Consider the following 21,674-nt stretch of genomic DNA (forward strand, 5'->3'; position numbering starts at 1 on the left):
GGGGTGGGACGGCGGGTGTCGCGCGCCGGCGACGGTTCAGTCGTCCGACGGCGAGGCGGGGCCCGTCGCGTTACCCGACCCGTCGGCGACGGCCTGCGGTCCCGACGGCGGCGACCCGTCGGGGGACGTCCCGGCCGACGCGGGAGCGTCGCCGCCGCGCCCGTTTCCGCCGGTGTCGCCGACGTCGAACCGTCCGACGAGGTCTTTGAGCGACTCCGCGGACTTCGACACCTGCCGGATGTTCCGCGTGACTTCGTTTATCGCGGCGGTCTGTTCTTCGGTCGCCGCGGAGACCGTCGCCGTCTCCGAGGTCGTCTCCTCGCTCACGCTCGACACGTCGTCGACCATCGAGACGACCTCCTCGGTCGAGACGGCCTGGTTCTCGGTCGCCTGCGAAATCTCCTCGACGCCGTGTTCGGCCTCGCGAATCGCCCCGGAGATGTGGTCGAACATCTCGATGGCGTCGCCGATGGTCTCGGACCCGCTCTCGACGCTCTTCTGCATGGACTGCATGTCGTCGACCGTGTCGTCGGCGCGGTCGCGCACCTCGTCGATTTGCGCTTCCACCTCGTCGGTGGCCTGACTGGCCTCCTTCGCCAGCGCCTTGATTTCGTTGGCGACGACGGCGAAGCCCTCGCCGGCCTCGCCCGCGCGGGCCGCTTCGATGGATGCGTTGAGCGCGAGCAGGTCCGTCTGCTCCGCGATGTCGTTGATGAGTTGGACGATTTCGTTGATTTCGCCCACCTGCTCGCCGAGGGCTTCGACCCGCTCGACCGCCTCGTCGGCCTCGGTCTCGATGGTCGATATCTCCTCGGTCGCCTCCGCGGCGTGGTCGCGCCCCTCGTCGGCGAGCGACACGGCCTGGTTCGCCGACTGGACGACGCCGTCGGCGGAGGCGGCGACCTCCTCGATGGTCGCCGAGAGGTCGTTCATCTCGTTTGCGACCGTCTGGAGCCGTTCGGTCTGCTGTTCCGCGCCGTGGGCGATTTCCTCGACCGACCGCGCGGTCTCCTGGCTCGCGGACTCGATTTCCTTCGCGCTCGACACCGTCTCGTTGCTCACCGCCGCGAACTCGTCGGCGACGGACTGCACCTCGACGAAGCCGTCTTGGAGCTTTTGAATCCCGGCGTCGAGGTCGGTCATGATGGCACCGAACTCGCCGGGCAGGTCGGTCCGGAGGTTCTGGTCGAGGTTGCCGTCGCCGAGTTCCTTCCCGGCGGTTCGAAGCGCCGAGACCTGCCGTTGGAGGTTCGACTGCATGTCGTCGAACGCCTCGACCAGCTCCCCGAGTTCGTCGTCGTTGGCGTCGATGTCTTCGTCGTCGTCGAACCGGCCGCGGGCGAGCGACTGCGCGCGGTCCCGAAGCGCCTCTATCGGCTCCGAGAAGTACCGCGCGGCGACGTAGCCGACGCCGACGACGACCACGATGATACCGACGATTAACAGGAGCATGACGTTCCGGGAGGTGTCTGCCCGACTGTTCATCGCCTGTCCGAGCTGTTTGACCGGCCCCGTCACGTCCGACTCGGGGACGGTCGCGACGAGTTTGTACTGCCCGTTGCCGAAGTGGAGCGGCGCGTACCCGACGAAGTACCGGTCCGAGTCGCCGCCTTCGCCGGCCGTCTCGTAGGTGGTGAGGCCGCGCTGGACGAGGCCGGCCGAGAGGTTCTCGGCGACTTCGCCCTCGACGGTTCCGAGCGATTCCTTCGAATCGGTCAGGAGCCTGCCCCCTTCGCCCACGATGGTCATGTGACCGCTCTCGCCGACCTGGATGTCGTCGATGAGCACGTTGAGGAGGTCGAAGTTGAACTGGAGCGTGATGGTCCCCGTGAATTCGCCCCCGTGGTAGACCGGCGCAGTGACGTAGACCGTGGTCCCGTCGTCGGTCGGTACCACCTCACTGACCTGGATTTCACCCTCCTGAAGTCCGGTCGCGCTCTCGAACCATTCCTCTTCGGCGTAGGAGACGTCGGACACCGACCGGGTGGTGATGCCGTCTTCCGTGCGAACCGTTTGGACGATCCCCTGTCCGTTTTCGTCGGTGAACAGAACCTCGTCGTAGGCGGGGCGTTCCTCGCCGTCGATAGTCACGGAGCGCGTTCTGAGGTAGCTCTCGAACGAGTCGTTAATCTGGCCGCGGGCGTCGGCGACGGCGGCCGTCTGAAGCTCGTAGTAGTAGACGCTCGGCGCGAGCACCCAGTCGAAGTCCTCGTGGTAGGCGTACGCGACGAACTTCTCCTCGACGGGGTTGCCCTCCTGCGTGGTGTCTTCCCACTCGTACTCGACGATGCCCCAGTCCTCGCCGTTGCGAACGGCGGCGTTAGACTCGATTTCGGCCGGCACCTGGTTGAACGCCGATATCTCGGTGTCGTCGACGGCGTTGACCCCGTCTTCGAGGCCGTGGTGGACGACGAAGTCGAGGTCGCCGTTCAGGACGAACGCGTAGCCGGTCGACCCGACGTAGCCCGGTCGGAACGCGTCGGAGAGCGTCCCACTCTGTTGAACGCCGTTTCCGGCCGTCCCGGCGATTCGCGCCTCGACTTGGTCTTTCACCTGTTGCTGCTCTGCCGAGGTGAGTTCCTCCCAGTCCCGGCCGCCGTACTGGTTCGCGAGCACCGTCTCTTTCGTCGTCTCGACGGTCGCACGCATCTGGAGCGCCATGTACCCTAACTGCGCCTGGCTCTGTTCCTGGACGAGTTCCATCTGGCCCGCCCGGGCGGCCTCGTAGTTCTGTACCGGTGCCGAGTCCGCCAGCGCGAGCGCGTCGATTCGGCGGACGTCGAGCAGGTTCTGTATCTCCTCTTGCCGGGCGGCGACGGTTTGGTTCAGCTCGCCGGTAATCTGCGCTTCGAGCGTCGCCTCGCTCTGTTCTTGTGCGTAATCGCCAATACTTGACATCCCTTGGACGCCTGCGACGCCCACGACTGCCACGGGTAGCAGCGAGATGGCGAGACACAGCGCGATAAGTTTCGTTCGTATCTTCATGATTTAGTTGATATCGGCGGACCCCGGCACCCCCCAATACACGCCGAGCAGCCGGGTGTGTGACCGAATAGCTCTGAGTTTAGCTCTGCAAAAACAACCGTATAAAACTCACCCGCTAATTATTATCGTCGATATTCGACCCCCGAACCACTTCGGGGAACCGTGGAATGACGGGGAATATCCTCTTCGATATTGTAGTAATAACTCAACACATCTCTGGAGATTGTCACGAACTAGCAACACTTGCGGCCGCGGCGGCGGTCGCGCCGCCTCGTCAGCCCCTACCGCGGCGTCTCCGTCCCCCACTTATCGAGGGCGACGGCGAGTTCGGGCGTCTCCTCGGCGGCCTCCGAGATGGACCGCCCCTCGACGTAGGCGTCGATGGCCGACCGGAGCGCGACCGCGCCCGCGCGGGTCCCGTCGGGGTGGCCGTGGATGCCGCCGCCGAGTTGGACGCAGACGTTCGTTCCCGTGGCGTCGAGTAGGTCGGGGAGCAGGCCGGGGTGGAGCCCGCCGGAGGCGACCGGCAGCACGTCGTTCATCCCGTAGAGGTCGCCCGCGAGCCACTCGTTGATGCCGACGGTGTCCTCGTTGGCGAGCTTGCCGAGGCCGGCGGTGCCGGTGTGGAGCTGGTCGACGCCGCAGAGGCGGCTCACCTGCGCGAGCACCCGCATCGAGACGCCGTGGGCCGGGAGCCGGTCGAAGGCGGCGTGCATGGCGCGGTGGGCGTGGATTGCGATGCCGTGTTTCTCGGTGCGCTCGCGGACGGTCTGGAGGCCCGCCCAGCCCGCGGTGATGATGTCCACCATGACGTACTCGCCGCCCTGCGCGGCCACCTCGTCGACCCGGTCGAGCATCGTCTGGGTGTCGGCGGTGACGTTGATGAGGTAGGACTTCTTCTCGCCCGTCTCGTCCTCGGCGTCGTCGCGGAGCGACAGCGACTCCGTGAGGCGGTCGGAGAAGGGGTTGAACGCCTGGTCGGTCAGGTTCTCGTCGTCCTTCAGGAGGTCGACGCCGCCGACCCACGCGTCGTAGCCGACCTGCGCGTGCGCCGCCGTCGAGAGGCCGACTTTCGGCTTGGGGACCGTCGCCGTGATGGGGCGGTCGGTGACGCCGAATACCTCCTCGCGGACCGAGGACCCGTACAGCGGACCGGGGTACGACGAGACGACCGACTCGGGCCACTCGCAGTCGAGGAGCCGAATCGTATCGACCGCCTTCATACCCATGATGTTGCCGGCGATGCACGACAGCACCTGCGGCATGTTTCCGGGTTCGAACAGTCCGGCGGGGTAGGCGACCCGAATCAGGTCGCCGTCGATGTCGAACGTCGTCGCGCCCATGTCGGTGAAGTCCGCGCCGGTCTGGAGGGCCGCCCACGTGCCGTTGGAGGACTCCGAGGCCACGCGACTCGCCGCCGCCTCCGTCGACATCCCCGTCGCGGGGTCGATGCGGAAGGTGCAGACGAGGTCCTCGTCGGTCGGTTCGTACTCGAGGTCGAGGAAGTCTTCGTACGTGATACCCATAGCTTCGCCTACGCTCCCGCGGAGCTTAAAACGGCATCCCGAAGCGACTTTGGCCCCTCGACGCGAAGGAGAACGGTTCGGCGCGCAGCGGCGTCATTACGGGGACGTCACGGGGTCACCGCGGGGGCGTCACGCGGTCGGCCCTCCGCGTCAGGGCGACAGCAGCGCCCGGACCTCGCGGAACTCCGGCACGTCGGCGTCGAGGGCGGCACAGAGCGCGTCGGCCGCGCCCAGCAACCACTCGGCGCGCTCCACGCGGGACTCCACGTCGCCCGGCCCGATTCGGTAGCGCTCGACGAGTTCCTCGATGTCCGAGCCCTCGGTCCACTCGTGGAGGATACGGGCGGTCTTGACCGCCGTCAGCCACTCCTCGAAGGGGTCGGCGTCGTGCATCGCGGTGGTGAACTCCGTGGCGTGGCTCCGGGCGTACTGGTACATCAGTGCCCGCTCGCGGTTGCCGAGGTAGGTGTCGTGCATGTCCGGCGTGTCGCAGACGACTTCGAGGGCGGTCCGGGCGGTGACGTGCTCGTCGGCCATCGTCTCGATGGTGCGGATGCCCGAGACGATGCGGGCCCCGGTCGTCGGCGAGACGTACTGTCTGGAGGTCTGTGCGCCCAGCATCGTCGCCGACAGCATCCCCTCGGTCGCGTCGAGGAGCTCCATCGCTTCGAGCTCCGAGACCACGTCGGCGACGAGCCCCGCGAGGTCCACGCTCGGGTTCTGGTGGGCGTAGTAGGTCGCCGAGAACACGTCGGCGACGCCGTCGAGGCTGTCGGCGAACCCGGAGGCGACGACCGAGAGGACGTGCGTCCGGAGCGCCTCGGGGTCGTCGAACTGCGAGTCCACGGCCTCCGCGTCGGCCGTCACGTAGCGGTCGAACAGCTCGGCTTTCGTGTCCGCGTCGCCGACGAGGACCGCCTCCCCGAACGGATCGAGGTGCGGGCGGCCGGCGCGGCCGCACATCTGGTGGACGTCGAGGACGGGAATCCACGCCATCGAGTCGCCGGTGTAGCGCTTCTGGTCGCGGATGACGACCCGGCGGGCGGGGACGTTCACCCCGGCGGCGAGCGTCGGCGTCGCGCAGATGACCGCGAGCCGGCGGTCTCGAAAGGCGTTCTCGACGGCGACCCGGTGGGCGCTCCGCAGGCCGGCGTGGTGGAAGCCGACGCCGGTCCGGGCGCACTCCGAGAGCTGGCGGCCGGTCGCGGTGCCGCCGAGTTCGTCGAGTTCGTCGCCGAGGGCGGGCGCGGGCGAGAGGTCCTCGTCGGCGAGGCGGTCGGCGAGCGCCTCGGCCTCGCGGCGCGACCGGACGAACGCGAGACACTGCCCGCCGGTCTCGACCGCGTCTTCGACGAGCGCGACGGTCGCCTCCGTGGCCTCGTCGTCGTTCGGGCCGGTCGGGGGGACGACCACGTCGAGGTCGGTGCCGTCGTCGAACTCGACGGTCTCGTCGGCGTAGACGCCGGTCCGGAGCGAGACGGGTCGCCACGTGCTCTCGACCAACGCCGCGTCGAGCCAGTCGGCGATGACCTCGGGGTTGTCGACGGTCGCCGAGAGGGCGACGAGTTGGAGGTCCGGAACGCGGCGCTGGAGCGTGGCCAGCGTGACTTCGAGCGTCGGTCCGCGCCCCAGCGCGCCGAGGAGGTGGACCTCGTCGACGACGACGCAGGCGAGGCGCTCGACCCACGGCGCGCCGTTTCGAATCGCCGAGTCGACCTTCTCGCTCGTGGCGACGACGATGTCGTGGTCGCCGAGCGCCGCCTCGTCCGCGTCGAAGTCGCCCGTGGAGATGCCGACGCTCACGCCGGGAAGTCGGTCGAACGTCTCGTACTTCTCGCGGGCGAGCGCGCGAAGCGGAACGATGTAGAGCGCCGGCCCGTCGGCGGTGAGCATGGCGAGTTCCGCGATGAAGGTCTTGCCGCTGGCGGTCGGAATGGCGGCGACGACGCGGCCGCCCTCCGCGACGCCCGCCTCGACCGCGGCGGCCTGCGGCGGGTAGAGTTCCTCGATACCGTCCGACTCGTAGTGGGAGACGAGGGCCGCCGACAGCGGGAGGTCACGCACGCGCATCTGTCACAGTTCTGGTGGCGGACTCACATAAGTATCTTCGCCGAGCGGGGGTTCGCCGACCGACGGCCCCCGAACCGGGCCGAGACGCTCGGCCTCGTGCGACCGTCAGCCACGGCAGGTATTTCCGTCGGCTTCTCGATATATGGATTGATAAACATGAGCAGGCGCGCCCTCTCGGTCGCCCTTCTCGTCGTCGTCGTGTTCGCCGGACTCCCGGCACCGACGCTCGGCGCGGAGGCGACCGCTTACATCGACGACGTCTCCGTCTCGCCCGCACAGCCGACGCCGGGCGAGCGGTTCATCCTCTCGACTACCGTACAGAACGCGCAGAACAGCCCGTCGAACCTCCAAGTGACGGACGTGTACGTCCGCACCGCGAGCGGCTCGAACGACCTCGCGCGGGCCGAAGACCTCGGGACGATTCCACCTGGGAGCGACCTGCAAATCCCGCTTTCAGTCCGACTCGCCGACGCGGGGACCTACGACCTCCGCGTGACCGTCGTCGGCCGGAGCGACGGCCAGGTCCAGCGACTCCAGTACCCCGTCGTCGTCCGCGTCCGCGAGGGCGGCCCGCAGGTGACCGTCGAGGTCGGCGACGCGGTCATCGGCACGGAAACGCCCGTCCAGGTCACCGTCTCGAACGGCGAGGAGGAGGTGGCGCGCAACCTTCGACTGTCGGTAGCGGCCGAGGACGCGACCGTGCGGAACGACACCCGCGTCGTCCCGCGCCTCGACTCCGGACAGGCCCAGACGTTCCAGTTCGACGTGACGCCCGGCGCGACCGACTCCGAGGTGACGGCGACGCTGCGCTACACCACCGCCGACGGCAACGCCCGGACGACGACGACCACCGCGCCGCTCGCCGCCGACGAACTCCGAGAGAACGTCCGCCTCGACGCGACCCTCGGCGACGGCGCTCGCCCCGCGGTCGTCGTCGACGTGACGAACCTCGGCAACGCGCCCCTCGAAGACCTCGTCCTCTCGCTTCGCGATGGCGACGCGACCGTCGTCGGGAACCCCGTCGGAACCGTCGCGGCCGAGTCCACCCGGACCGTCCGGCTGAACGTCTCGTCGGTCGACCGCGCGACGCTCGACGTGGTCGCCGACTACGAGACCGGCGGGCGCGACGGCTCCGCGGCGACGACCATCGACTACGTCGCCGCCCCCGGTCGGATTTCGCTCACCGGCGTCGACGTGGAGCGCGAAGACGGGAAGATACACATCTCGGGCAGCGCGAGCAACGTCGGCCTCAGCGACGCCCAGAGCGTCGTCGTCCGGGTCGTCCCGACCGACAGCGTCACTCCCGAGCGCCCCTACAAGGAGTACTTCGTCGGCTCGGTGCCCGCGAGCGACTTCGCCTCGTTCGACCTCTACGCCACCGTCGACGACGGCGTGACCTCCGTCCCGGTCGAGGTGACCTACCTCGCCGACGGCCGCGAGCGGACCGTCGAAACGACGGTGGACGTGAGCGACCTCTCGCAACCCGTCGACTCGAACGACGGCGGCGGCGGTCTCGGCACCACGCTCCTCCTCGTCGGCGGCCTCGTCGCCCTCCTCGTCGTGGTCGGCGTCGGAATCTACGCCTACAGACGACGCTGATTCGAGATGAACCACATCATCGAACTCCAACGCGTCTGGAAGCGTTACGACACCGGCGGCGAGGTCGTCGAGGCGCTCAGGGACGTGGACTTCCACGCCGACCCCGGCGAGTTCGTCGCCGTCATGGGGCCCTCGGGTAGCGGGAAGTCCACGATGCTGAACGTCCTCGGCCTCCTCGACACGCCGACTGAAGGGACCGTCTACCTCGACGGACAGGACGTGACCGACCTCTCCGACCGGGAGATGACGGTCCACAGAAAGCGCTTTATCGGCTTCATCTTCCAGAGCTTCCACCTGATTCCGACGCTGTCGGCGCTGGAAAACGTGGAAATGCCGACGCTGTTCGGCGACGACCCGACCGCCCGCGACCGGGCGACGCGCCTGCTCGAACGCGTCGGCCTCGGCGAGCGCCTCGACCACCGACCCGACCAGCTCTCGGGCGGGCAGAAACAGCGCGTCGCCATCGCGCGGGCGCTCATCAACGAGCCGCGCATCCTGCTCGCCGACGAGCCGACGGGGAACCTCGACCGGAAGACCGGCCGGAGCGTCCTCGACCTGTTCGACGAGATTCGCCGCGAGGACGACGTGGCGGTCATCGCCGTCACTCACGACCCCCAACTCGGCGACTACGCGGACCGAACGGTCGAACTCATCGACGGGAGGATACAGTGAGCGTCCTCGACGACCTCTTCCGGCGCGTTCCCGCGCTGTTGATGGCGCGTCGGAACCTCTCGCGCAACCGCATCCGCTCGGGGCTCGCCGTCCTCGGCATCATCATCGGCGTCCTCGCCATCGCGTCGCTCGGCATGTTCGGCACGACGCTCCGCACCGGCGCGAGCCAGCAACTCGGCGACATCGGCAACGAGATCAGCGTCTCGCCCAACTTCCAGGAGGGAATCGAGGAACTCACCGAACGCGACGTCGACGAGATTCGTCGCGCGGTCACCGACGGCGCGGTCGTCCCCGTCCGCTCCGAGTCGAAACTCGTCTCGCGAGGTGATCGACAGACCGTCACAACGGTCTACGGGATGGAAGACCCCGGCGCGCTCTACGAGGCCGAGGAGGGGCGTATCCCCGACCGGCTCAGACAGGGCGCGCTCGTCGGCTCCGGCACCGCCGGCCTGCTCGACATCGAGCCCGGAAACACCATCTCCGTCGACGGTCGAACCTACCGCGTCTCGGCCGTGTTGGCCGAACAGGGCGGCATCTCGCTCGTCAGCCCGAACAACGCCGTCATCGTCCCCGTCGAGGACGTCAACGGCACGGGCTACTCGCAGGTCGTCGTCAGCGCCGACTCCGGACAGGCCGCGAACGAGTCGGCGGTCGCCATCCGCGAGGCCCTCAACGAGCGCGAAGAGCGCGTCTCGGTGTTCGAACTCCAGTCCATCACGGCGGGCATCAACGAGTTCTTCGGCATCCTCAACGCCTTCCTCATCGGCATCGGCTCCATCTCGCTGGTCGTCGCCGGCGTGAGCATCCTGAACGTCATGCTCATGAGCACCATCGAGCGCCGCCAGGAAATCGGCGTCCTCCGCGCCGTCGGCGTCCAGCGCGGCGACGTGATTCGCATGATTCTCGCCGAGGCCGGCCTGCTCGGCGTCGCCGGGGGCGTCATCGGCGCGATACTCGCGGTCGGCGCGGGCGTCGCGCTCAACGCGTTCGTCCTGAACGACCCGCTCGCGACCTTCCAGGTGGCGAACCTCCTCTACATCGTCCTCGCGGTCGGATTCGGCGTCGGCACCAGCGTCCTCTCGGGGCTGTACCCGGCGTGGAAGGCGGCCAACGAGCGGCCGGTGGAGGCGCTCAGGAAGTAGTTGGGACTACGGGAGCGGAGTTTTGATGAAAAATGGGGCGTCGTCGGCCGCGCGTTGACCGATTACTGCAAAATTTTTTGAGGTTGGTTAGGCGTTGGGTCCAGACCATCTCTGGAGAGTCGCGGAACTCGAACCAGACTCGTCGGTCCAGACGACGCGGACGGTCGCACCTGCGAGGTTAACGTCTGCAGCGGGTAGATCTGGATCCGTTCCCGTCATTGCCAGACCAAATGAGCTGTCGTTGATCTCAATTGTTTTACCGGCATTCATCGGGTCCGGTATGTCTGGTCCGGTTGTAAACGACTTACTAGTACCTGCACCGTCTACTGCGCCGCTAATCGCTACTGAGAGCCGAGCGGACGCAATTTGTGACCCACTCTCGTGAGTGATCTTGAGTACGTCACCATTCACACCGTCATTGCCCCCCACATTCGCTGAGTTGTTGTTGTAATCGAAACTGAAGCTCGCCTGCGGGGCGGTCGCCGTCTGCCCACCCAGTCCGAGGACGAACGTCCCGATAACGGCCGCGAGAATCACCGTAATCGCGACCATCAGAATCACGCCGATGACCGGCGAGACTGCACCATCGTCTGCTAGTAGTTGTCTTATTTTCATGAGTTGTATGCTCCATACATACGCGGACCGTCCGCGGAGAACCCACCCGAAGAGCGGTATGTACGAGTAGTACCTAGGTGGTAGTGGACATAAATCTAACCGAAGATACGACAACAAAAATCACGTTCGTCCCTAGCACACTGTCAGATTAGTTGCCAGTACGCGCTCTCGGGGCTCGATACGACGGTGGAAAATCGGGTCGCCGCGGGCGGCTCAGATGTAGTCGTGATCGGCGAGTCGCTCGACGGCCTCGCGGAGTCGCTCTTCGCTCGCGGCGTAGGAGATGCGGGCGTAGCCCGGCGCGTTGAAGGCGCTACCGGGGACAGTCGCGACCTTCGCGTCCTGAATCGCGCCCTCGCACCACGCCTGGTCGTCGTCGTCGACGGGGAGCATCATGTAGAACGCGCCCTTCGGGACGGCGACATCAACGTCGTGTTCGGCGAGGAGGTCCACGAGCATGTCGCGGCGGGCCTCGAACGCCTGTCGCATCTCCTCGACGTCGTCGTCGGTGCGCTCCGAGAGCGCCTCGACGCCGGCGTGCTGGACGAAGTTCACGGCGCAGGAGACCGAGTGCGAGTGGAGCTTACCGGCCTGCGAGATGAGGTCCGACGGGGCGTGGAGGTAGCCGAGCCGCCAGCCGGTCATCGAGAACGCCTTCGAGAAGCCGTTGATGGTGATGGTGCGGTCTTCCATCCCGTCGAGGGAGCCCAGCGAGGTGTGCTCGAAGCCGTCGTAGACGATGCGCTCGTAAATCTCGTCGGAGATGACGGCGAAGTCGTGTTCGACCGCGAGGTCGCGGACGCCTTCGAGCGCCGCGTCGGAGAAGACGCCGCCCGTCGGGTTCGACGGGGAGTTGACGACGAGGAGCTTCGTCTCGTCGGAGACCGTCTCGGCGAGTTCGTCCAGTGCGGGCTCGAGCCTGAAGTCGTGCTGTGCGAGGTCGACGCGGCTGAGCGTGCCGCCGGCGAGTTTGACCATCGCCTCGTAGGAGACCCACGCGGGGTCGAGGAGAACGACCTCGTCACCGTCGTCGACGAGCGTCTGGAACGTCTCGAAGAGCGCCTGCTTGCCGCCGGGCGTGACGATGACCTCGTCGGCCTCGGCGTCGACGCCGTTGCCGCGGAGCTTCGCCGCGATTGCGTCCTTGAGTTCCGGGATTCCGTTCGACGAGGTGTAGCTCGTGTGTCCCGCGTCGAGCGCGTCCTTCGCCGCCTGCGTGATGTTGTCCGGAGTCGGGAAGTCCGGCGCGCCGACCGAGAGGTCGACCACGTCTTCGCCCTGCGCTTCCAGTTCGCTCGCGAGGTTCGAGATGGCGAGCGTCGCGCTCGGTTCGACGCGGCCGACTCGGTCGCTGAAATCGAAGTTCATGCCAACGCCTCCACCATATCAGTCGCAGCGTAAACCGCTTCCGCACCTTTGCTGACGCGCTCGCGCGCCTCCGCGCCGCTCATGCCGGGGCCGGAGACGCCGAACGAGACCGGCGTGTCGCGGTCCAACGAGACCTCAGTCAGCGACTTCGCGGTCGCGTCGGCGATGACGCGGTCGTGGTCGGTGTCGCCGGTGACGATTGCGCCGACGACGGCGACGGCGTCGATATCGTCGCGGCGGGCGAGTCGGTCGGCCGCGAGGGGCGAGTCGTACGCGCCGGGGACCTGAATCGTCTCGACCACCTCCGCGTCGCGCTCGGCGGCCGCGTCGCGGGCCGCCGCTTCCATCTGCTCCGTGACCGACGAGTTGAATCGGGCCACGACGAGTCCGAGTGAGACCATGGCCGACCCTTCCCGCCTCGGATAAAAGAACTACCGACACCGACCGAATTTGGTCTCCGGCGACGGGCAAGCACAAAAGTTGTATTGTCGGCGTTGCGATGGGTGGGCATGAGTACTGACAGTGGGACCGAGACGGTCACTCGGTCCCGTTCCCTCCTGGCGCTTTCGGGCGCGGTGGTCGTCGCCCTCCTCGTCCGCCTCGTCGACCTCGGCGGCCGAATCTTCCACTGGGACGAAGGCCGCGTCGGCTACTGGATTCTGCGCTATCACGAGACCGGCGAGTTCTCCTACCGGCCCATCATCCACGGCCCGTTTCTCCCCGTCGTCAACGACTATCTCTTCGCCGTCCTTCCGGCGACCGATTTCACGGCGCGGCTCCCTGTTGCCGTCGGCGGCGGCCTGCTTCCGCTTTCGGTCTGGCTGTTCCGAGAGCATCTCCGCCGCGACGAGATGGTCGCGCTCGCGCTCTTCTTCGCGGCGAACCCCATCTTGGTCTACTACTCGCGGTTCATGCGCAACGACGTGCTGGTGGCCGCCTTCTCGTTCGTCGCGCTCGGCTTCGTCGTCCGCGCGTACGACACCGGCCGCCTCGCCTACCTCATCCCCGCGGGCGTCTCCTTCGCGACCGGGTCGGCGGCGAAGGAGAACTACGTCGTCTACCTCGCGTGTTTCCTCGGGGCGGCGTTCCTCGTCTTCGACCACCGACTGCTCGCCCGGACCTCGGCCGGCGAGTCCGCCCGCGACATCCTCTTTTCGGAACTGCCCGCGAGCATCCGCGACCGACTTCGCGCACGCGGGGCGGGAAGTCTCGGTTACGGCGCGATTCGGTACGCCGCGGGCGTCCTCGGGGGTCTGCTCGCCTTCCTCGCCGTCTTCGTCTTCTTCTACGCGCCGCGGCCCGACCTCTGGAACGCGCTCGGCGGTTCAACTGCGGTTCTGCCCGTCCTCGAAGCCGGGACCGTCGGCGCGGTTTCGGAGATGTTCGGCAGTTGGCTCGGCGGCGGACACCAATCCCACGAGTATCTCCCGTATCTGAAGGACTTCCTCGAAACGTTCGTCTACGGCGCGCCGGTGCTCATCGTCTTCGCGCTCGTCGGCATCGTCGTGGACCGCTACGGCGTCGTCGCGGGGCGGGTCCGGTGGCTCGTCGCCTTCGCGACCTACTGGGGCGTCGTGAGCATCTTCGGCTACCCGCTGGCGACCGACATCCAAGCGCCGTGGGTCGTCGTCCACGCGATCGTCCCGCTCGCAGTCCCGGCGGCGGTCGGCGCGGCGTTCGTCTTCCGCTCCGGCGTGCAGGCGCTCGACGCCAAGGACACGGTCGGCGTCGGCCTCGCGGCGCTCGTGCTCGTCGCCTCGGTCGGCGGCGTCGCGGCCGCCAACGTCGACTACTGGAACGCCTCGACCGACGAGGACAAGGAGGTGCTCCAGTGGGCCCAACCCGAAAACGACCTCAAGGCCACGCTCGACGACGTGGAGCGCGTCTCGGCCGCCAACCCCGGAACCGACGTGCTCCTGTACGGGACCCACCCGCCGGACAGCGACGAGACGCACTTCTACGTCTCCAACGAGTCGAACCCGCTCGGCGGGCCGTCGTGGCACAGCCGACTCCCGCTCCCGTGGTACTTCGAGGGCTCGGGCGTCGAGCGTACCAGTAGCGCGCCGGACGCGAACGTCTCCGAGGTGACCGCCGACGCGCCGCCGGTCGTCATCGCCTACGAGTGGGACCGAACCGAACTCGAATCCGAACTCGACGGCTACGTCGCGCGCCAGCACGCCTTCAAACTCTGGAGCGAGGACGTGGTCGTCTTCATCGACGAGGACGCCCTCGCCGCCGCGAACGAGACGCGGGGCTGACGCCGGTCGGCGGCGTCCGACGAACCGATTTTCCCCGCGTTCGACGCGTTCCAGCGCCCGGCCCGTTCTGCGTCTTCTACACCGTTTATATCCACGAATGTGCTCATTTGAACGCATAATGTGGCAACGTTTATGCACCGACGTACTGAACCCGCGACTGTGACCGTCACCGTACCCGGATCCACGCTCGGCGTCGTCGGTGGGGGCCAGCTCGGGCGTATGCTCGGCGAGGCCGCCGCACCGCTCGGCGTCGACATCGTCGTGCTCGACCCGACACCCGACTGCCCGGCATCGGCCGTCGCCGACCAAATCGTCGGCGACTTCGACGACCCCGAGGCGATGGCGGAACTCGCCGCGCGGGCCGACGCGCTGACGTTCGAAATCGAACTCGCCGACCCGGACCTGCTCGACGAACTGGCCGCCGAGGAGGGAATCGAGGTCCACCCCTCGCCCGACGCGCTCCGGACCATCGAGGACAAACTGGTCCAGAAAGACACCTTCGGCGAGGCGGACATTCCGATTCCGCCGTTCCACCGCGTCGACGACGCGGCCGACCTCCGCGACGCGCTCGACGAGTTCGGCTCGGTCATGCTGAAAGCCCGGACCGGCGGCTACGACGGCCGCGGAAACGTCCCCGTCACCGACCCCGAGGACGCCGAGTCCGCCATTGAGGCGGTCGGCGGCCCGGCGATGGCCGAGGCGTTCGTCGACTTCGAGCGCGAACTGTCGGTCATCGGCGTCCGCGGCGAAGACGAGATTCGGACCTTCCCCGTGGGCGAGAACGTCCACGAGGAGGAGATTCTCCGCGAGACCGTCGTCCCGGCGCGGACGACCGACGAAGTGCGGGAGGAGGCCGACCGCGTCGCCCGCGAGGTGCTTTCGCACCTGCCCGGCCGCGGCGTCTTCGGCATCGAACTGTTCGAGACGGCGGCTGGCGACGTGCTCGTCAACGAGGTCGCCCCGCGCCCGCACAACTCCGGCCACTGGACCATCGAGGGCGCGCTCACCTCGCAGTTCGAACAGCACGTCCGCGCCGTGCTCGGGTGGCCGCTCGGCGCGACGACTCGCCGGTCGCCCACCGTGATGGCGAACGTCCTCGGCACCGTCGACGAGAGCCGACCCGCGCGGCTCGGCGGCCTCGACGACGCCCTCGGTGAATCGGGCGTCTCGCTGCACTGGTACGGCAAAGACGAGGTGCGCCCGCTCCGCAAGATGGGCCATCTCACCGCCGTCGGCGACGACGACGTCGACCTCGAACCGCTTCTCGCACGCACGCGAGACCTCCGGGACGGACTTCACTTCGACTGATACACAATGACGACAGAACGGGACCTCATCGACGAACTGCACGCACAGGCCGACGCCGACCGCGACCCCGAGACGACGCCCGACGTGGGCATCATCATGGGGTCGGACTCCGACCTCGACGTGATGTCCGGCGCGCACGAGGCGCTGGACACGCTCGGGTTCGGCGAGCAGACCGACTTCGACGCGCCGCCCGAAGAGCGGTTCACCTACGAGACGTACGTCGTCTCCGCGCACCGGACGCCCGACCTGATGTACGCCTACGGCGACACCGCGCGCGACCGCGGCGTCGAGGTCATCATCGCCGGCGCGGGCGGCAAGTCCGCGGACCTGCCGAACATGACCGCCTCCATCGCGTACCCGATTCCGGTCGTCGGCGTCCCCGTCCAGGAGAAGTCGGTCGACTCGGTCATCGGGATGCCGACGGGCGCACCCATCGTCGCGGTCGACGCCGGCAAGTCGTTCAACGCCGCGCTGTCAGCCGTACAGGCGCTCTCCCGCGGCTACCCCGAGCTCGAAGACCGACTCGTCGAGTACCACGAAGACCTCGTTTCCGACGTGGCCGAAACCTCGGCCGCGCTCCACGACCTCGGCGTCGCGGGCTTCCGCGAATCGCGGTAGCGAAGCGTCCGCCGTCGCCGGTCAGTGTTCCGCAATCGGGGGTCGCTCCGGGCGTCGAAACCCTGCCCGTGCGGGGTTCCGGGCGTCTCTCGCGTATTTTCCAAATAGAAGCTCTCTCGCGCCCGAAACACACAAATCAATGTTTATAGGGGAGCGCTTCTAACCGCCGCACGTCAGGGAGACACGGCATGAGTGATTGGATTGCAATCGGTGCGATGGGGCTGGTTGGTGTCGGCATACCGCTCGCGATGATGGCGGTGTCGGCGCTGCTGCGCCCAAGCGTACCGGAACAAGGAAAGAGTGCCACGTACGAGAGTGGTGAGGTGCCGACAGGCACGGCGCGCGTCCAGTTTAACATTCAGTACTACATGGTCGCGCTGCTGTTCCTCGTGTTCGACATCGAGACCGTCCTGATTTTCCCGTGGACGGTCATTTACCGCTCGGCCCTCGAACAGGGCGCGTCGCTGGCGACGATTCTGACGCCGATGCTCGTTTTCATCGGTATCCTCGTCGTCGGCCTCGTCTGGGCGTGGCGCAACGGCGCAGTCAAGTGGGTCAAAAGCCCGCAGGCAAACCGTCGTAAGACAGAGAGGCAAGATGCATGAGTAGCGAACAGAAGCCATTCGTCACGGACGACACACAGGTACAGACCGAGACTCGCGACGCCCGGATGGCGGGGGCGGACGACCGGTTCAACTCGAAGCTTCGGGAGGCGTTCGGCTCGTCACCGTTCATCCTCACGAAGTTCGACAAGTTCATGAACTGGGTCCGCGGGTCCTCGATGTTCATGCTGCAGTTCGGTATCGCGTGCTGCAGCATCGAGATGATGCACACCTACGGAATCAAGCACGACCTCGACCGGTTCGCGGCGGGTGTGCCGCGCGCGTCGCCGCGACAGGCCGACGTGATTATCGTGCCGGGGACCATCGTCTCGAAGTTCGCCCCGCGCATGAAGCGCGTCTACGACCAGATGCCCGAACCGAAGTTCGTCGTCGGCATGGGGTCGTGTACGATTTCCGGCGGCCCGTTCCAGGAGGGATACAACGTCATCAAGGGCGCAGAAGAGGTCATCCCGGTTGACATCCACATCCCCGGCTGCCCGCCGCGCCCGGAGGCGCTCATCTACGGTATCGCGAAGCTCCAAGAGCGCATCGCGAACGGCGAGTCCAGCCCGGTGACGGTCAAGCCGTACGAACTGGAGCAGTTCGGCGACCTCGAACGCGACGAAATCGTCGACAAGCTCGCGGCGGAAATCGACGAGGAAGACCTCGTCATGCGGTACAACTGGGCTGATTCGCCATGAGCCTCGAAGAACAACAGTCCGACGACCCCGCGGAACTCGAATCGGGCGTCAGCCGCGGCGACGAACTCGCCGACCTGCTCGGCGACCTCGTCGTCGGCCGCGAAGAACACCTGAACGCGCCAGGGCTCGTCATCCGTCCCGACGAGGTCCAAGACGCGCTGTTCAAGCTCCGCGACGAGGCCGGGTTCGACCACCTCTCGTGTGTGACCGCACAGGAGTACGAGGACCGCTACGAGTCCATCTACCATCTGACGAAGTTCGACGACCGGACCGACGAGGTCTCGGTCGTCGTGCCCACCTCGAAGGACAACCCGGTCAGTCAGTCCGCCGAGCCGGTGTTCCGGACGGCCGACTGGCACGAGCGCGAGGCGTACGACCTCGTCGGCATCCAGTACGAGGACCACCCGGACCTGCGTCGCATCCTGCTTCCGGACACGTGGCAGGGTCACCCGCTCGGACTGGACTACGACCAGGACCGCCCGCAGATAGCGACGCTCCGCGAGCACGCTAACCCGCTCGAGGAGGACCACCGCGCCGGGGACAGCAACACGATGTACATCAACATCGGGCCGCACCACCCGGCGACCCACGGCGTGCTGCACGTCGAGACGGTCGTCGACGGCGAGCAGGTGGTCGACCTCGATTCCGACATCGGCTACCTCCACCGCTGCGAGGAGCAGATGTGTCAGCAGGGGACCTACCGGCACCAGATTATGCCGTACCCCGACCGCTGGGACTACATCTCGGCGGGACTGCTGAACGAGTGGGCCTACGCCCGCACCGCGGAGGACCTCGCGGACATCGAGGTCCCCGAGTACGCCCAGATCATCCGCACGATGGGCGCGGAACTGTGCCGCATCGCGTCGCACATGATCGCGCTCGGCACGTTCGCGCTGGACGTGTACGGCGACTTCACGGCCATCTTCATGTACGCCATGCGGGACCGCGAAATCGTCCAGAACATTCTGGAGGACCTCACCGGTCAGCGCATGATGTTCAACTACTTCCGGCTCGGCGGGGTCGTCTGGGACCTCCCCGAACCCCGCGAGGAGTTCTTCGAGAAGATTCGCGACTTCATCGACGAGCTCCCGCAGGCGCTCGAGGAGTACCACGACATGATCACCTCGAACGAGATTCTCCAGGCGCGGACGGTCGGCACGGGCGTCCTGCCGCCTGAGGTCGCCAAGAGCTACGGTGCGACCGGACCGGTCGCCCGCGGCTCGGGCATCGACTACGACCTCCGCCGCGACGACTCCTACGGCTACTACGACGAACTCGACTGGGACGTCGTCGTCGAGGACGGCTGCGACAACTTCTCGCGCCTGCTCGTGCGCATGCGCGAGGTCGAGGAGTCGGCCAAGATCATCCAGCAGTGCGTTGACCTGCTCGAAGACTGGCCCGAAGACGAGCGGAACATCCAGGCGAACGTTCCGCGCACCCTGAAGCCCGAAGAGGACACGGAGATCTACCGCGCCGTCGAAGGCGCGAAGGGCGAACTCGGCATCTACATCCGCGCCGACGGCACCGACAAGCCGGCCCGATTCAAGATCCGCAGTCCGTGCTTCTCGAACCTCCAGACGCTCCCCGAGATGTCCGAGGGTGAGTACATCCCGGACATGATTGCCTCGCTCGGCAGTCTCGACATCGTTCTCGGAGAGGTGGACCGGTAATGAGTCTGCAAGCGGTCCTTCCGGACACGATCAGCGGCCTCCTCGGTCTCGAAGGCATCCTCGGCGACGTCGTCGGGGGTCTCGTTGGCGCGTTCCTCATCGCCAACATCATGCTCATCATGACGGCGTTCGCCGGACCGTGGGCGAAGCGGAAGATCACGGCCGCCTTCGGTGACCGCATCGCAGTCAACCGAATCGGTCCGTTCGGTCTCCTGACCATCGTCACGGACGCGGTCCGACTGCTGTCGAAGGAACTCATCGTTCCCGAGGGCGTCGACCGTCCCGCGTGGGACCTCGCGCCGATGGTCATTCCCTTCTCCGCGCTGCTCGGATTCGCCGTCATCCCGATGGGTAACGGCATCCAGCTCGCGGACCCCGAGACCGGTCTCGCGTTCGCCTTCGCCGCGGCGTCTATCGCCTCGCTGGGCATCGTCATGACCGGCTACGCATCGAACAACAAGTTCTCGCTCATCGGCGCGCTCCGCGCGGTCGCGTCGAACATCGCCTACGAGATCCCGCTCGTCGTCACGGCGGCCTCCGTCGTCATCTTCGCGGGGTCGCTCCGCATGAGCGAAATCGTCGCCGTGCAGGCCGAGCCGCTGCTTTCGGTCGCGGGCGTGACGATTCCGACGTGGTTCGCGTTCGTGAACCCCTTCGCGTTCGCGCTGTTCATCATCGCGAACCTCGCGGAGGTCGGTCGTAACCCGTTCGACATCCCCGAAGCGCCGACCGAGATTGTCGCCGGGTTCCAGACCGAGTACTCCTCGGTCTACTTCGTGCTCATCTACCTCGGTGAGTTCATCCACATCTTCCTCGGCGGCGCTATCGCGGCGACGCTGTTCCTCGGCGGTCCGGCGGGCCCGGTCCTGCCCGGATTCGTCTGGTTCACCATCAAAATCTGGGCGTTCTTCCTGTTCACCCAGTGGGCGCGCTCCGCGATTCCGCGCCTTCGCGTCGACCAGTTCCTCGAAATCGGTTGGAAGGGGATGCTCGTGCTCTCCTTCGCCAACCTGGTTCTCACGGCCATCATCGTGGGGGTGATTGTATGATCGGAATCCTGAAAGGCATGGCAGTGACGCTGAGGCACGCGCTCGACGGCGAGACGTTCACGGTCGAGTACCCCGAGACCGCGCCAGAAGTGAGCCCGCGTTTCCGCGGCGTCCACAAGTTCAGCCAAGAGCGGTGTATCTGGTGCCGTCAGTGTGAGAACGTCTGTCCGAACGACACGATTCAGATCGTTCAGGACGACAAGCGCAACGGCGAGCAGTACAACCTCCACATCGGCCAGTGTATCTACTGCCGGCTGTGCGAGGAGGTCTGTCCCGTCGACGCCATCCTACTCACGCAGAACTTCGAGTTCACGGCGGACACGAAAAACGACTTCGTCTACAACAAAGAACAGCTCAAGAACGTCCCGTGGTACAAGGATATCGACCCGCTCAACTCTCGCAACCCCGACCGCAACGCGTGGATCGGCGAGGGCGAAGGAGAGGTCGACTACCAGTAACATGACCGCGAGTGAATCGTTCGAGTCCCGTCAGCCCGCGTCCGCTACCGGACGCTGAGGACGTTCTCGAAATGTTCAAAGGGATATCTCAAGGAGACATACACAATGGTTTATGAAACCATCGCGTTCGCGCTGTTCGCCCTCGTCACCGTGGGCTGCAGCCTGGGCGTCGTCCTCGTGCGGGACATCTGGCATTCCGCACTCCTGCTCGGGGGCGCGCTCTTGAGCGTCGCGGTGCATTACGTGATGTTGCAGGCGGAGTTCCTCGCCGCCATGCAAGTCCTCGTCTACGTCGGCGGGGTACTGATTCTCATCACGTTCGCCGTGATGCTGACGCGTATCGATCCGGAGGTGAGTAGTACATGACCACGAAACCGCAGCTGAAACTCGGTTCGCACCTCGTGCCCGGACTGGCTGCCGTCGCGCTGTTCGTCGTGATGGCGGTCGTGTTCCTCGGCGCGTCGTTCCCGAACCCACAGGGGTTCGCAGAGGGAGCAAACATAACCGCGAGCATCGGCTATTCGATGTTCAACCTCGACTTCGGGGACGTCGCCGGGGAAGGGTTCCTCGCCGCGTTCATCGTCATCGCGGTAACGCTCGACGTCGCTCTTGACGGTGCCATCCACCTCGCACGGCGCGAGGAGGGTGGTCAGATGCGGACTATTCTGACCGACGGCGGCCGTGAACTCAAGCGAACGTTGTTCGACGACGAGGAGGATGACCGCTGATGGTGCCCCCGCAATACTATCTGCTCTTGTCGGCGGCCGTGTTCTGCATCGGCGTTTTCGGCCTCTTGACCCGACGGAACGCGCTGTTGTTCCTGATGTCGGTCGAACTGATGCTGAACGCCGCGAACATCAATCTCGTCGCGTTCTCGCTCTACTGGGGGAACGTCACGGGGCAAACGTTCACCCTGTTCACGCTGGCGCTCGCGGCCGCGGAGGTCGCAGTCGGTATCGGTATCATCCTCGTACTGTACCGTAACTTCGACGACGTGGACGTGACCAACGCGACCACGATGAGGTGGTAATAT

The 21,674-nt window shown here is 66.5% G+C and carries 20 protein-coding genes and 1 pseudogene; 14 read left to right on the forward strand and 7 right to left on the reverse strand.

Annotation, left to right across the window (positions count from 1 at the left end; translation table 11 throughout):
• Window positions 1-36: 36 nt before the first annotated feature.
• From C5C07_RS22410 to C5C07_RS05230, 4 genes and pseudogenes are all read right to left on the reverse strand, one after another.
• On the reverse strand, window positions 37-1,260 hold the full coding sequence (locus tag C5C07_RS22410; RefSeq protein WP_394338704.1) for a methyl-accepting chemotaxis protein: 1,224 nt from the start codon (window positions 1,258-1,260) through the stop codon (window positions 37-39).
• Window positions 1,255-2,985 (reverse strand): annotated as a pseudogene (locus tag C5C07_RS22415) (cache domain-containing protein); the annotation flags it as partial. The pseudogene C5C07_RS22415 and the gene C5C07_RS22410, both read right to left, overlap by 6 nt.
• Before the next feature lie 281 nt (window positions 2,986-3,266).
• Window positions 3,267-4,511, reverse strand: a complete 1,245-nt coding sequence (rbcL, locus tag C5C07_RS05225) for a type III ribulose-bisphosphate carboxylase (RefSeq protein ID WP_004977657.1) — start codon at window positions 4,509-4,511, stop codon at window positions 3,267-3,269.
• 150 nt (window positions 4,512-4,661) lie between these two features.
• Window positions 4,662-6,581 (reverse strand): DEAD/DEAH box helicase, encoded by a 1,920-nt coding sequence (locus C5C07_RS05230; protein WP_115804679.1) that lies wholly within the window; start codon window positions 6,579-6,581, stop codon window positions 4,662-4,664.
• 156 nt (window positions 6,582-6,737) lie between these two features.
• Between C5C07_RS05230 and C5C07_RS05235 the strand changes: the two genes are divergently transcribed.
• From C5C07_RS05235 to C5C07_RS05245, 3 genes are read left to right on the forward strand one after another with little or no spacing between them, the layout of a single operon-like run.
• Window positions 6,738-8,180 carry a hypothetical protein gene (locus C5C07_RS05235; RefSeq protein WP_004977655.1) on the forward strand — a complete coding sequence of 481 codons (1,443 nt, stop codon included), beginning with the start codon at window positions 6,738-6,740 and terminating at the stop codon, window positions 8,178-8,180.
• Window positions 8,181-8,186: 6 nt separating this feature from the next.
• Window positions 8,187-8,852 carry an ABC transporter ATP-binding protein gene (locus tag C5C07_RS05240; RefSeq protein ID WP_004977654.1) on the forward strand — a complete coding sequence of 222 codons (666 nt, stop codon included), beginning with the start codon at window positions 8,187-8,189 and terminating at the stop codon, window positions 8,850-8,852.
• Complete coding sequence (locus C5C07_RS05245; protein WP_004977653.1) at window positions 8,849-9,994, forward strand: ABC transporter permease; 1,146 nt, start codon at window positions 8,849-8,851, stop codon at window positions 9,992-9,994. Before C5C07_RS05240 ends, C5C07_RS05245 begins: the two co-directional genes overlap by 4 nt.
• Before the next feature lie 87 nt (window positions 9,995-10,081).
• Here the strand turns inward: C5C07_RS05245 and C5C07_RS05250 are convergent, their stop codons facing one another.
• From C5C07_RS05250 to ribH, 3 genes are all read right to left on the reverse strand, one after another.
• A complete protein-coding gene (locus tag C5C07_RS05250) occupies window positions 10,082-10,609 on the reverse strand; it encodes a type IV pilin (RefSeq protein WP_115804680.1) in 528 nt (175 codons plus the stop codon).
• Window positions 10,610-10,822: 213 nt separating this feature from the next.
• On the reverse strand, window positions 10,823-11,977 hold the full coding sequence (locus C5C07_RS05255) for a pyridoxal phosphate-dependent aminotransferase (protein ID WP_115804681.1): 1,155 nt from the start codon (window positions 11,975-11,977) through the stop codon (window positions 10,823-10,825).
• Window positions 11,974-12,378: a 6,7-dimethyl-8-ribityllumazine synthase gene (gene ribH / locus C5C07_RS05260; RefSeq protein WP_004977650.1), complete on the reverse strand. Its 405-nt coding sequence runs from the start codon at window positions 12,376-12,378 to the stop codon at window positions 11,974-11,976. The genes C5C07_RS05255 and ribH overlap by 4 nt, the downstream gene beginning before the upstream one ends.
• Before the next feature lie 108 nt (window positions 12,379-12,486).
• Here ribH and C5C07_RS05265 point away from each other — a divergent pair, with 108 nt between their 5' ends.
• From C5C07_RS05265 to nuoK, 11 genes are all read left to right on the forward strand, one after another.
• Window positions 12,487-14,235 (forward strand): flippase activity-associated protein Agl23, encoded by a 1,749-nt coding sequence (locus C5C07_RS05265; protein WP_115804682.1) that lies wholly within the window; start codon window positions 12,487-12,489, stop codon window positions 14,233-14,235.
• A gap of 159 nt (window positions 14,236-14,394) precedes the next feature.
• Window positions 14,395-15,543 carry a 5-(carboxyamino)imidazole ribonucleotide synthase gene (locus C5C07_RS05270; protein WP_115804683.1) on the forward strand — a complete coding sequence of 383 codons (1,149 nt, stop codon included), beginning with the start codon at window positions 14,395-14,397 and terminating at the stop codon, window positions 15,541-15,543.
• A 6-nt stretch (window positions 15,544-15,549) separates the two neighbouring features.
• Window positions 15,550-16,161, forward strand: coding sequence for a 5-(carboxyamino)imidazole ribonucleotide mutase (gene purE, locus C5C07_RS05275; protein ID WP_049968279.1), 612 nt, complete (start codon window positions 15,550-15,552; stop codon window positions 16,159-16,161).
• A gap of 188 nt (window positions 16,162-16,349) precedes the next feature.
• Complete coding sequence (locus C5C07_RS05280) at window positions 16,350-16,766, forward strand: NADH-quinone oxidoreductase subunit A (protein ID WP_004977646.1); 417 nt, start codon at window positions 16,350-16,352, stop codon at window positions 16,764-16,766.
• Window positions 16,763-17,464 carry an NADH-quinone oxidoreductase subunit B gene (locus tag C5C07_RS05285; protein ID WP_004977645.1) on the forward strand — a complete coding sequence of 234 codons (702 nt, stop codon included), beginning with the start codon at window positions 16,763-16,765 and terminating at the stop codon, window positions 17,462-17,464. Before C5C07_RS05280 ends, C5C07_RS05285 begins: the two co-directional genes overlap by 4 nt.
• Window positions 17,461-19,134, forward strand: a complete 1,674-nt coding sequence (locus C5C07_RS05290) for an NADH-quinone oxidoreductase subunit D (RefSeq protein WP_004977644.1) — start codon at window positions 17,461-17,463, stop codon at window positions 19,132-19,134. The genes C5C07_RS05285 and C5C07_RS05290 overlap by 4 nt, the downstream gene beginning before the upstream one ends.
• Complete coding sequence (locus C5C07_RS05295; protein WP_004977643.1) at window positions 19,134-20,183, forward strand: complex I subunit 1 family protein; 1,050 nt, start codon at window positions 19,134-19,136, stop codon at window positions 20,181-20,183. Before C5C07_RS05290 ends, C5C07_RS05295 begins: the two co-directional genes overlap by 1 nt.
• Complete coding sequence (locus C5C07_RS05300; protein WP_004977642.1) at window positions 20,180-20,641, forward strand: NADH-quinone oxidoreductase subunit I; 462 nt, start codon at window positions 20,180-20,182, stop codon at window positions 20,639-20,641. The genes C5C07_RS05295 and C5C07_RS05300 overlap by 4 nt, the downstream gene beginning before the upstream one ends.
• A gap of 105 nt (window positions 20,642-20,746) precedes the next feature.
• Window positions 20,747-21,007: an NADH-quinone oxidoreductase subunit J gene (locus C5C07_RS05305; RefSeq protein ID WP_004977641.1), complete on the forward strand. Its 261-nt coding sequence runs from the start codon at window positions 20,747-20,749 to the stop codon at window positions 21,005-21,007.
• Complete coding sequence (locus tag C5C07_RS05310) at window positions 21,004-21,369, forward strand: NADH-quinone oxidoreductase subunit J (RefSeq protein ID WP_004977640.1); 366 nt, start codon at window positions 21,004-21,006, stop codon at window positions 21,367-21,369. The genes C5C07_RS05305 and C5C07_RS05310 overlap by 4 nt, the downstream gene beginning before the upstream one ends.
• Complete coding sequence (gene nuoK / locus C5C07_RS05315) at window positions 21,369-21,671, forward strand: NADH-quinone oxidoreductase subunit NuoK (RefSeq protein ID WP_004977639.1); 303 nt, start codon at window positions 21,369-21,371, stop codon at window positions 21,669-21,671. Before C5C07_RS05310 ends, nuoK begins: the two co-directional genes overlap by 1 nt.
• Window positions 21,672-21,674 lie beyond the last annotated feature (3 nt).

Origin of the sequence: Haloferax sp. Atlit-4N, assembly GCF_003383025.1 — an archaeon.
Lineage (GTDB): Archaea > Halobacteriota > Halobacteria > Halobacteriales > Haloferacaceae > Haloferax > Haloferax gibbonsii.